Raw genomic sequence first — 11,380 nt, 5'->3', positions numbered from 1 at the left:
ACCGAGTTGATTGGCACCCGTCACCCACCTTACCCAAATGGGCAGTCATCATTGGGTGACGGGTGTTTATTTATGTGCACACGCCTAAACTCATAGTCTCCTTGGTATAGAAACTGTCCTGGCTGCATCTCTCCATAGCAACCGATATGCGTTTCACATCCAGGATTTATGCCCATATTCCTCAACAATTGATATACATCAGCTGGAAATATGGCGAGCTTCTGTGCCGCAAAATTAGCACATTCATCACAGCCACAAGCATCTGACTCTCCTACACAATCTTGTGGGTAGAGTCGTTGCGTTGCGTCAATGTCGACATCAATTTTCCAGCCATGGAAACGTTTTTCGACCACTGTATTCGCCTAGGGATATGCGTTTTTTCGTTACTGATGTTAGCAATGACTCCATTTGCCAGATGCAGGTTTCCTGCAAGCTATCTGGAGGTCTGTATGCCTTTCATCAGCAACGCTTAAGAACGATGGTTAACTGGGATCTTGCACCACATCGGTTTTGAGCCTACACCCCACGTTAGGTTCAAAACCCAACGCTAACTCAGATCTGTCCACTAAAGGGACAAGATGCGCTTAATGGCTCTGTAATTGGAGCTTTCAGAGATCCTTTAACCCCTTTAGTGGTTTTTGATTCAATTAGCCTTGGAACTTTCAGTCCAAGGTGGGCCATGCATCATCACCAGGTGCAAGATTTGAGTTAACGGAAATTACAGGCTGCCCCAGCCCACAAATTTGTCACAATGCCATCTGCTTCGTTCGCATCTAATAGGCCAAACAAAACATTGGACGCATTAAACTCTGTGCCCAGGGAACTCTCGATCACGCCCACATCATAGTTCTCTTCTAATTCGGTGAGCGTTGAGCCCAAACCCACGCCATCCAGGGTGGTTAAGTCGGCACTCTCCGTATCGGGGCGCACCGTCCAACCCACGAACTGATCGTCTATGCCATTGATCGTAAACCCATTTGCCCAAGTAACAAACGTCATGGGTCCGGCACCACATTCATCATTTTGGGCAGTGTCGGTGGGGTCGCCTAGGGCTGCTGAAATCGAGGTTTGGGCGGTGGCAATATCGGTGTTAAAGGGAATATTTCGACTTTTGCCCGATTGCTGATCGATCACTAGTACCCCTTCTCCAGAAAGGCCAAGGACGATACCGGTTAAATCGTCTGCGGGCAATGCGTCTGGATCGTCGATTTCGACGGGGGCTTCAATGGGGTCAGCATCTGGTGTCTGCACCGTATCCGTGGGGGTAGTAGTATCTGGCTCTGGCAAAGCACCTCCGCAGGCGGTCACCGCTAAGGCTACGAATAAACTTAAGGGAAATAGTGTTTTTAGATATATGGGGTGCTTAGGCATAGCATTTGTGGATAGCAAAATTTGAAGACCGTTTGTCACACTAGGGATATAAACTTGGCGCGCCAAGCTGCAAGCCTATACAGGTTTGTCGCATTTGCCCCAAGGAGTCGGGCAGTCCCTGGGTTTATATCGGCAATACCTTACCGCGTAAATCCTGGGGATACGTCACACTGTAACGATTCAACATTGTTGGCACAATGTCATAGAGCTGGGCGTTATCTAAAACTTGTCCACCCTTTGGATTTTGCGGGTCATGGAAAATCATTAGCCCATATTGGGCGTGGTTGGCATCGTCTGGTCCGGTATCGTTGCCTTTGGCATAGAGTTCGCCAGTGCCCACACTGCCCACGGAACGCCACGCCAGCCAATCAAAATATACGAGCAAATCGGGCGCCATGCCCCGCACTTTTTGATAGGTTTCTTGGGGGATGTAGGCTTTGACCTCCATCGGTGTCCCATCGGGATAGGTGATGGCTTCTAGCTCACTAATTAGCCGCTCACGGAAGGCTTTAAATTCTCGGAGGGGGATTGTTCCCTGGGGTTCTCGTCCCTCCACATTGAGAAAGATTCTGGCGTAATAGCCCCCGGCACCCCAGACTTTGGTTTGTGTCCAATCGACATCTATTTTATCTAGGGCGGTGGGGGTACTGGGGTTTTCTTTGAGGGTGAGATAGCCCTTATCGATTAGCCATTCATTGATGCAGATTCCCCCCATCAATGGCTGGGCGCCATGGTCCGAGACTACGAGCACGGCGGTGTCGCGATCGCACTGCTCCAACAGCTGCCCCACACGTTTATCCACATGGCAATAATAATCGTGGATCGCCGTCGCAAAGGGCATGTCCGGCGCATAGTCCGGATGGCGGGGGTCCATGGGTTTCCAAAAGGCATGGTGGATGCGATCCACCCCCATATCCACCAGCATCAAAAAGTCTGGCTGGTCCTGGGCAATCAGCTTTTCTGCCAGGGTAAACCGCTGGTCGCAGAGCATATGGATGTTGGCTAAAATCTCCGCCTTGTCCTCTGAGCGAAACTCAGGCACATCCATCATAAAGTCGGGCATCCAGTTGCGAATCTGTTCCCCCAGTTCCGGTGGATGGGTAAAGGTGACCTGGGGGTTGGGTGTCAAGAAACAGGACACCATGGAACCGTTGACTTCATAGGGGGGGGAGGTGCCGGGTACGCTCAGGGCGGCCACGTTCCAACCGTCTCGGCCCAGGTAGTCCCACAGCCTGGGAAATCGTACGGCGCGGCCATCGGCAATGGTCATATCCTGATAGGCCCGCGTGGCCCGATTGCGAAAACCATAGATGCCTAACTCCCCTGGATCGCGGCCAGTCATCATACAGCTCCAGGCGGGCACCGTAATGGCAGGAATTGAGCTTTCTAAGCGACCATAGCTCCCCTGTTGCATCAGCCGAGAAAGGTTAGGCAGATCCCCTCGCCATTGCTCAAACACAAGCGAGGGCTCCATGCAATCAAGGCCAATGATGATCAGGCGTGGAGAAGCAGGCATAGTTAATCAGGGCATGGGGGCTAAGTGGGCATGGCCTTGTTAAACCGTCGTCGTAATACCAGGGTGGCTACGGCACCGACAATCGCCACCAGCGAGAGAATGTGGACGACGTTAAACGGTGTGCCAGGGAAGAACCAGGAATCTGTTCTGAGAAACTCGATAAAGAAACGGCCAAAGGGATACCAAACTAGATACAACAGCGATAAATCGCCCGGTCTGAGCTGTTGGCCAAAGCGTTTGGATATCCAATAAAGCACGAGGAAACCGGCAAAGTTCCAGGCGGATTCGTACAGGAAGAGGGCATGGAAGCGAGTGGTATCAGGATAGGCGGTTAAATCGTTGTAGGGGGCCAAACGATGTTGCGGGTCGATGCGTAACCCAAAGGGCCAGTCCGTGGGGGGGCCATAGAGTTCTTGGTTAATGAAATTACCCCAGCGACCAATGGCTTGGGCAATGGGTAGACCAATGGCAGCGGCGTCTAGATACATCAGGGTGGGCAGGCGACGCAGTTTGGTAAAGAGCCAGAGGGCAATGCCACCAAAGATAAAAGCGCCAAAGATGTGAATGCCACCACCCCAAATTTGGAGAATTTGACCGGGATTTTGCAGGTAAAACTCGCGATTGCTGGTTTGCACCAAGACATAGTACAGCCGAGCCCCGATAAAGGCCGGAATCAGTACCCAAATCAACATGTCCCAAAAGTCTTCGGGGTTTTTGCCACGGCGCTCAATTTCCTGGGTGGCAAACCAGGAACCGACAATCACAGCGGTGGCCATCAAGAGGCCGTACCAGCGTAGGGCGAAGGGGCCAAATTCTACAATTGTGGGGTCTACGGGGGGATACATACTGATAGCTTATTCTTCTAAATATCCAAGGTCTTTGAGGCGGCGGCGCACTTCGGGGTCGTCAAATCCGGTGGCGCGGGCCTGGGAGTAAAGGGATTGGTGTTCGTCCGCATCTTGGCTAAAGACGGAGAGAGAATCCTGCAGTGATTCCACCATTTCGGGAAAAATCTCGCTGAGGTCTAAACTCTCGCCGGGGTCATCTTGGACATCGTAGAGTTCCGGGGGATTTTCGTTGGTCTCAATTAGTTTGTGGTTGCCCACCCACACGGCCCGTCGGGTTTGGTCGCAGGCATGCTGAGAGATTAATTCGGGCTGGCGCTTTTGAATCAGATTGAGGACGTTTTGGGGGGGGATGGCCTCCGCATAGACGTAGCGGTCGGGTTCGATGTCTGCGATCGCATCGCCATCCGCAATATGTTCAAAACTAAATTCCGCTTCTTCGGGGGTGGCCAAATGGGTGGCCGAGAGCACCGTATGGAATAAACACCGGGTGGAGACGACATCGTCTCGCAGGGTGCTCCGCTGAATGCCATCGGTTGGATCATGAATAATCAGCGGCACCTGGACGAGTTCGTTGTAGATGGAGAGGCTGTGGCCGATGAGCTGTTTTTCTCCTAGGTGCTCACCATGGTCGGCGCAGATAACAATATAAGTGTTGTCTAATCGCCCCGATTGTTTTAGCTGCTGTAGAAACTGGCCCACCTGTTCGTCCTGGGCCGCGACCTCAGCATCGTACATGCCGTCTAGGGTGTCCTTTTGTTGATGTTCTAAGGCACCCACGAGGGGGGCTAGCCAACCGTACACATCGCTATTAAAACGCCGTAGATAGGTTTGGGCGGCTCGATTTTTAAGCACGTTGGGGGCGAATTTTTCGATATATTCTCGAGGCGGATGGTAGGGCATGTGGGTGCCCATCAAATTGATAAAGGTGAAAATGGGCTGATCGGGTTGAACGTCTTTGCGCTCAATTAATAGCTTGGCGGCATCATCTAAGGATTTGCGAGTATTGCCTTTGAAGCTCAGGGCCGTTTGCCACAGGGGCACCATGAGTGGCGTAAAGGAAAGCGACAGCAGCCAGTCGGAGCGGGCAAAGGCGTCTTGCACCGTGTTGAGGCCTTTAGCGACGATGCGCTTAAATAGCTGGCGATATTTGTCTAAAAAGCTGGATGGAATCCCGGCCTGATTTGGTTTGGAGCTCAGCAGGCCACTGTAGTTGAGAAAGCTGTAAAACCCTCGCCGTAGGCCGTTGTTGATGACGCCAACTAGGGGATTGTTGCAAAAGGCGGCGGTATAGTAGCCGCCGTCCTGGAGCCGTTCTGCCAGGGTCTTGAGGTGGGGGGGCATGACGGAATAGGACTGCTGCATTTGGTGTTGTGACGGATACAGCCCGGTGAACATGGAGGCGTGGGAGGGAATGGTCCACTGACCGGGTGCGATCGCAACCTTAAACCGTGTGGCGGTTTTGGCAAAGGCATCAATATTGGGCGACGTTGGTTTCTCGTAGCCATAGCACGACAGCCGGTCCACCCGCTGAGTGTCGAGCACTAAAAAAATGACATCCGGTTGATTTGAAGGCATTGAAGCGCAGGAAAGCGTACTAAAAATCTGGCGTTGCCGATCCTCGAAATAACTATATCTGTTACATCCAGCCTAGGAGCTAGCTGTGCGGATCGTTGTATCCCCTAAATCAGCAACGGAAACAATCTCGCCGCTACTGCTCGGCAGCAACGCCGCTATCTTTACTACGTTAGAGAGAAAAGTTTGGATGCAGGGTGCAATCCTGGAGGACCTTGTCTTTACCCCTATTGTCTAGGGTGCAAGCCATGTGCCATAGACATTGCGACATGTTCCATTGGCACCCATATCGTCCCCAAAAAATCTCCAGCTGACGCAGTACTAGACCAGTCTAGAGCATCAAGACTATAGCCGTTGTCCATCTGGTCGATAAACTGCCAGATCCCCATGGCTGAGCAAAAAAGATTCCACTGCCCTTCTGGTGGGCATGGAGGGCTGTGCCCCAGCTTGAGTCACCGATAGGGCGGCTACCGCACTGGCCCACACCACCGCATCCCAAAGCGGCTTTTTTTCCCATAGGGCAACCGCTAGCCCCCCATTAAACGCATCCCCGGCGGCCACTGTATCCACCGCATCCACCGCAAAAGCGGGCACATGGAACACCTCCATGTCCGTGGCCACCACAGCTCCCTGGGGTCCCAGTTTCACAATTACCGTGGGGGTGCCCCGCTGCCGCAGGGTTTGGGCCGCCTCCATGGCGGTGGCCACGTTTTTGACCCGCACCCCGGTCAGCTGGGCCGCTTCCGTTTGATTGGGGGTTAAAATATCCACCCACCGATAAAAATCGGGTGGTAAATCTGCCCGGGCCGGGGCCGGATCGACAATGACACAATGCCCTTCCCCCGCTGCTTTGGCCCGTTTGGCCGCTGCCTGCACGGCCATCAGCGGAATCTCAAATTGCATCAGCAAAATCGACGCGCCATCCTCTTCTAGGGGCAGACGTTCCACATCTGTGGAATCCACGTTGCCGTTGGCGCCGGGGGCCACCACAATCTGGTTTTCCCCCAGATCATCGACGTTGATCAACGCGACTCCAGAGGGGCCCGGCGTTGCGAGCACCCATTCCGTGCGAACGCCCGTGGCCCCAAGGCTGGTACATAGCAGCTGGCCAAAACCGTCATCGCCCACGCGACCGACCATGGTGGTGGGTGCCCCCAAACGAGCCGCCGCTACGGCTTGGTTGGCCCCTTTGCCCCCTGGGACCGTATCAAAGTTAGTTCCTAATAGTGTTTCGCCAGTCTGGGGTAAACGGGGCACTTGGACCACCAGGTCCATATTTAGACTGCCAAATACGACGATGGCCATGGGACGCCACTAAGGTTCAAAGCTTTCCCAACTATCCCCCAGCCCCGTCAGCGGATCTAGCCCCGGTGCTGATTCTTCCGGTTGGTTATTAATGGCTTCTTTGTCCTGCCATGGGTTTGGGGGGCGATCGCTACTCCAGGCCCACCAGGCTTTACCACATTCACAGTTGTAGAATTCTTGCCATTTGCGCTTGTGGTTGTGGGTGTAGACCGGGGCGCGGCGGTTAATCCAAACATGGGTGGCCACGCCAGCTGGCTCGTGACAGGAGGGGCAGCAAAACGTCAAGGCATGGGTGGCAGACTCAACCCAGTCGGGTGGAATTGGTGAAAAGGCTTCCATGATCGGTTGGGGCGGCTAGCTATTGTTTTAAGGGCCATTGCTGACTCAGCCGCAGGTCTTGCCCATGGGGCGACACCGTAGCTGGGTAAACTCGCAGTTCAGCAAGGCTGCTTAGTTTCATTATGGTCTCGATCTTCAAAAGCGAATCGTTTCTGCTGGCGAGTGGGGACTAGAGATGGCAGATTAGCTTTATTTCGTTCCTCGGAAGTTAATCCTATGGCCCTGTATGCCGTTAGCTTCCGCCAATGGTCGAATATCTAAAATTTTGTGAAAAGACATTAAGAATTTATAGTTGAATCAGGGCGGGCCAGCACGGCCAGCTGTCAACCTTTAGCAATAGGCAATTCCCGTGAAGGCAATCACTCTGCTTGGTTCAACTGGCTCCATCGGCACCCAAACCCTCGATATTCTTGAACACAATCCCGATAAGTTTCGTTTGGTGGGCATTGCCGCAGGTCGCAACGTTACCCTGCTAGCCGAGCAAGTGCGTCAGTTCAAACCTGAAATTGTTGCCATCAACGATGTCAGTAAGCTAGCGGAACTAAAGGAAGCCATCGCTGATGTGGACCCCCAGCCCCAGATTGTGGCAGGACCTGAAGGCATTGTGGAAGTGGCGCGCTACGGCGACGCTGAAGCGGTGGTCACCGGCATTGTCGGCTGTGCTGGGCTGTTGCCGACCATTGCGGCCATCGAAGCGGGGAAAGATATTGCCCTGGCCAATAAGGAAACCCTAATTGCCGGTGGTCCGGTGGTGCTGCCCCTCATAGAAAAGCATGGGGTAAAGCTACTTCCCGCCGACTCTGAGCACTCTGCCATTTTCCAGTGCATGCAGGGGCTGCCCGCAGGGGGCCTGCGCCGGATTATTTTGACCGCATCCGGCGGTGCCTTCCGCGATTGGCCGGTGGAAAAACTGAAGGATGTCACCGTTGCGGATGCCATTAAGCACCCCAACTGGTCCATGGGGCGCAAGATTACGGTTGATTCTGCCACCATGATGAATAAGGGGTTGGAGGTGATTGAAGCCCATTATTTGTTTGGCATGGATTACGACCACATTGATACTCTGATCCATCCCCAGAGCATTATCCATTCCTTGATCGAAACCCAGGATACGTCCATGCTGGCCCAGCTCGGTTGGCCCGATATGCGTCTGCCACTGCTCTATGCCATTTCCTGGCCCGAGCGCATCTTCACCGATTGGAAGCCTTTGGACCTGGCGCAGCTAGCCACCCTCACCTTTAAGCAGCCAGACCACGCTAAGTATCCTTGCATTAATTTGGCCTACGAAGCGGGCCGGGCCGGTGGTTCGATGACGGCGGTGCTAAATGCGGCCAATGAGCAGGCGGTGGCCCTGTTCTTGGATGAGAAAATCCACTATCTAGATATTCCGAAGGTGATTGAGAAGGTGTGCGATCGCAACCGCGACCACTTAACCGCCACCCCCTCCCTCCAAGACATTCTCGATGCCGACCAGTGGGCCCGCCAGGAAGTCATCAATGTGAGTGGTAGCCTCAACGAGCGTCAGGTCGTTGCCCTGGGCTCATAGGGTAAGATTAGGCGTACTCTAAACGGAAGCTTGGCCCATGGAAATTGTGGTTGTCATTGGTGCGATCGCTATTTCAATCTTGGTCTTTACCTGGTTAATCAAGGTAGTAAAGGCCACCCTTAAGACAGCCTTTCTAGCGGCCTTGATCTTGCTAGGGTTGCAATTATTTTTTGGCATTGGTCCCGCTGCCATTTGGGAGACCATTCGTGATTTCGTGGGCCAACAGGCTAGCAACATAGGCCAATAAAGCCAGCCCAATTTTTGCCATCCTGGTCGCAGGAAGCGGGAACGCTATATAAAGCTCCAGGCTATGTTGGAGTTGCTTGCAAAAACTATGATTTTGACCAAGAAATGTCGATATCTGGCATTTCTGGTACATTGTTGCATGCCTCTTGTGGGGAGTGGCTGCTGCAAGCTTGTGCCCGTTTGTCACCTCTATTTCAATGGTTAAAACTAGATTTTCCTCCGCCTGGATGCGCAGTCTAGGCATTGTGGGTTTAGCTATTGGCTATTACGTCCTCGCGGAACTATCCCGCCATGTTGCTTCCACACCTCAGGATGTCACCCCCGTCTGGCCTCCGGATGGCTTAGCGGTGGGGGGTGTTTTCCTATTTGGAAACTGGATGGGCTATGGCGTTTTTCTCGGTTCCTTTTTGGCGAATTTTTGGGCCTTCCGAGATGACAGCAGTTTGATGGCGGCCTGTCTATCAGCATTGCCAGTGCTGGGCATTGCCGTTGGCACCACATTAGGAACTTGGTTAGGAACCAATTTACTGCGCCGCTTTACATCCCGTCGCTATCCCTTAACCCAAGTATCCGGGGTGTTTAAGTTTTTAATTTTAACCGCCATGGTCGGCCCCACCATCAATGCCACCTTTGGGGTTAGCTCCCTGGCGTTTAACGGCACTATCCCCTGGTCTATCTACGGCTCAGTTTGGTTCATGTGGTGGATCTCCAACGTGGCAGGGATTTTAATTATCGCTCCCACCTTGTTTAGCTGGGCCCAGTGGGTGCGCCAGGGCACCGCCAAGACTCAGTTGCCCCCTAGCTATCGTCCTTCCAAAAATAAATTAAAGCAGCGGGGGCTTCAACTTTGGACTAAGGGTGAGCCCTGTATTCTCCTGTTGTTGCTAGTGTTGATTAGCGAAATCTCTTTTGATCTGGGCTATAACCTGGAATATATGTTGCTGCCGGTCTTATTGTGGTGTGCTTTTCGGCTAGAGAAACGATGGGTCACACTGTTTACCTTAATCAGTGCTGGGTTTGCCATCATCGCTACGGTCAATGGTCAGGGGAGTTTGGCGAGCGAAAATTTAAATGATTCCCTGATCAATCTACAGCTATTTGTGAGTGTGATTACGGTCACGGTGCTGATTCTCATTGCGGCCATTACAGAACGGCGCAAAGCAGAAGCGAATATGCAGCTGGCCCTATCCGAACTGGCGTCCACCAACAGTCATTTAGAACAGCGTGTGGAACAGCGTACGGAGGAGTTGAATAGTAAAAATGTTGCCCTGCAAGACACATTAAAAACGCTGCAGAAAACTCAGCTACAAATGGTGCAAAGTGAAAAAATGTCTGCCCTGGGCAGCATGGTGGCTGGCGTTGCCCATGAAATCAACAACCCGATTACGTTTGTACATGGCAACATTGAGCATGTGAATGGCTATACCCAGGATCTATTGGCTTTAGTGGACGAGTATCAAAGGGCATATCCTCAACCTACTGCAGCCATTAGTCAGAAACTGAGTGAGGTGGAACTCGACTTTCTGCAATCGGACCTGGAGAAAGTGATGACATCGATGAAGCTCGGCAGCGATCGCATCCGCAACATTGTTTTATCATTGCGCAATTTTTCTCGACTCGATGAATCCGACTGTAAGCTAGCCGATATCCATACGGGCCTCGATAACACGCTGTTGATTCTGCGTCATCGTCTGACTCTGCAAGATAATTTAGGCAAAATTGAGGTGCTGACCCAGTATGGTAATTTACCCATGGTGAATTGTTACCCTGGTCAGCTAAATCAGGTCTTTATGAACTTGTTATCCAATGCCATTGATGCGTTGGAAGCCTATGTGCGGCGTCAGCAGCAAGAGAGTCGAATTACCGTATTTCCTCAAATTGTCGTATCTACTAAGGTAGAGCACAACCAGGTGCAAATTACGATCGCAGATAATGGCCCGGGGATGCCGGAACATGTGCGATCGCAAATCTTTCATCCCTTCTTCACCACCAAGAGCGTCGGTCAAGGCACCGGTTTAGGCTTATCCATTAGCTATCAGGTGATTACTGAAAAGCACCGGGGCAAGATCTGGTGCGAATCTGAACTGGGGCAAGGCACTCGATTTATGATTCAAATCCCCATCGCCGCCGCGTGAGGCGATACCAGCCATGGTACGGGGAGATAGGGTTTTGGATGGCCCATCCCTGAGTTTTCAGGCTGGGCGTTGTGGTAGCGGTGAAAGCGGCGGCTGTAATCTCCTGTTTGCCTGTGCCAGTTCCTGCCGTGAAAGTGGATTGTCAATAACACCGACAGCGGTTGTAGTTTTCTACAAATTTCTCATAACCTCTCCCATGGCAAGGCTTGGGCCATGGGGGGCAAGGCTTTTTTGAGCAGGACCGACAAAAAGATACCCTTCTGTTCGGTAAAGGAGTGGCTTAGGCAGTTCCTATGGCTGTGCCACTTGAAAAGGCGTAACGGCATCAACCGAAATTGAAAAAAAAGGTTTGTTAGATTCAATCCATCGCAAGAGTTTTGTGATGGTGCACTTGAGTACTTATCGTTTGTCTGTTGTGCAGAATTAAACCTCTTTGGAAATGTTCTCTCATCCGCTCACCCTTTGCGTTTAGGCTAGTTGACCCGTCATTCCTGGTTGAGAG

Annotated in this window: 9 protein-coding genes; 3 read left to right on the top strand and 6 right to left on the bottom strand. The window is 52.3% G+C overall.

Annotated features, from left to right (window positions below; all coding sequences use genetic code 11):
* Positions 1–708: 708 nt before the first annotated feature.
* The 6 genes from IXB28_RS16285 to IXB28_RS16260 form a co-directional block, all read right to left on the bottom strand.
* Entirely contained in the window at positions 709–1,371 is a 663-nt protein-coding gene (locus tag IXB28_RS16285; RefSeq protein ID WP_215619661.1) for a hypothetical protein, read from the bottom strand.
* Positions 1,372–1,495: 124 nt separating this feature from the next.
* A complete protein-coding gene (locus IXB28_RS16280; protein ID WP_215619660.1) occupies positions 1,496–2,887 on the bottom strand; it encodes an alkaline phosphatase family protein in 1,392 nt (463 codons plus the stop codon).
* A gap of 20 nt (positions 2,888–2,907) precedes the next feature.
* The gene (lgt, locus tag IXB28_RS16275) at positions 2,908–3,732 is read right to left on the bottom strand and encodes a prolipoprotein diacylglyceryl transferase (RefSeq protein WP_215619659.1); all 825 of its coding nucleotides are present in this window, start codon (positions 3,730–3,732) and stop codon (positions 2,908–2,910) included.
* Between the two features lie 9 nt (positions 3,733–3,741).
* Positions 3,742–5,310: a sulfatase-like hydrolase/transferase gene (locus tag IXB28_RS16270; RefSeq protein ID WP_215619658.1), complete on the bottom strand. Its 1,569-nt coding sequence runs from the start codon at positions 5,308–5,310 to the stop codon at positions 3,742–3,744.
* Between the two features lie 342 nt (positions 5,311–5,652).
* Positions 5,653–6,612: a ribokinase gene (gene rbsK, locus IXB28_RS16265; RefSeq protein ID WP_215619657.1), complete on the bottom strand. Its 960-nt coding sequence runs from the start codon at positions 6,610–6,612 to the stop codon at positions 5,653–5,655.
* 9 nt (positions 6,613–6,621) lie between these two features.
* Complete coding sequence (locus IXB28_RS16260; protein WP_215619656.1) at positions 6,622–6,951, bottom strand: hypothetical protein; 330 nt, start codon at positions 6,949–6,951, stop codon at positions 6,622–6,624.
* 349 nt (positions 6,952–7,300) lie between these two features.
* On the opposite strand from IXB28_RS16260, the gene dxr reads away from it, so the two are divergent.
* From dxr to IXB28_RS16245, 3 genes are all read left to right on the top strand, one after another.
* Complete coding sequence (gene dxr, locus IXB28_RS16255) at positions 7,301–8,497, top strand: 1-deoxy-D-xylulose-5-phosphate reductoisomerase (RefSeq protein WP_215619655.1); 1,197 nt, start codon at positions 7,301–7,303, stop codon at positions 8,495–8,497.
* Between the two features lie 37 nt (positions 8,498–8,534).
* A complete protein-coding gene (locus IXB28_RS16250) occupies positions 8,535–8,744 on the top strand; it encodes a hypothetical protein (protein WP_215619654.1) in 210 nt (69 codons plus the stop codon).
* 226 nt (positions 8,745–8,970) lie between these two features.
* Positions 8,971–10,878 (top strand): MASE1 domain-containing protein, encoded by a 1,908-nt coding sequence (locus tag IXB28_RS16245; protein WP_246559834.1) that lies wholly within the window; start codon positions 8,971–8,973, stop codon positions 10,876–10,878.
* Positions 10,879–11,380: the final 502 nt, after the last annotated feature.

It is taken from the genome of Leptothoe kymatousa TAU-MAC 1615 (assembly GCF_018739865.1).
Lineage (GTDB): Bacteria > Cyanobacteriota > Cyanobacteriia > Phormidesmidales > Phormidesmidaceae > Leptothoe > Leptothoe kymatousa.
This window is presented reverse-complemented; position numbering and strand designations above follow the sequence as displayed.

Coding starts and splice junctions, on each gene's coding strand:
- IXB28_RS16285 (WP_215619661.1), bottom strand. CDS start 1,371: ATGCCTAAGCACCCCATATATCTAAAAACACTATTTCCCTTAAGTTTA.
- IXB28_RS16280 (WP_215619660.1), bottom strand. CDS start 2,887: ATGCCTGCTTCTCCACGCCTGATCATCATTGGCCTTGATTGCATGGAG.
- lgt (WP_215619659.1), bottom strand. CDS start 3,732: ATGTATCCCCCCGTAGACCCCACAATTGTAGAATTTGGCCCCTTCGCC.
- IXB28_RS16270 (WP_215619658.1), bottom strand. CDS start 5,310: ATGCCTTCAAATCAACCGGATGTCATTTTTTTAGTGCTCGACACTCAG.
- rbsK (WP_215619657.1), bottom strand. CDS start 6,612: ATGGCCATCGTCGTATTTGGCAGTCTAAATATGGACCTGGTGGTCCAA.
- IXB28_RS16260 (WP_215619656.1), bottom strand. CDS start 6,951: ATGGAAGCCTTTTCACCAATTCCACCCGACTGGGTTGAGTCTGCCACC.
- IXB28_RS16250 (WP_215619654.1), top strand. CDS start 8,535: ATGGAAATTGTGGTTGTCATTGGTGCGATCGCTATTTCAATCTTGGTC.
- IXB28_RS16245 (WP_246559834.1), top strand. CDS start 8,971: ATGCGCAGTCTAGGCATTGTGGGTTTAGCTATTGGCTATTACGTCCTC.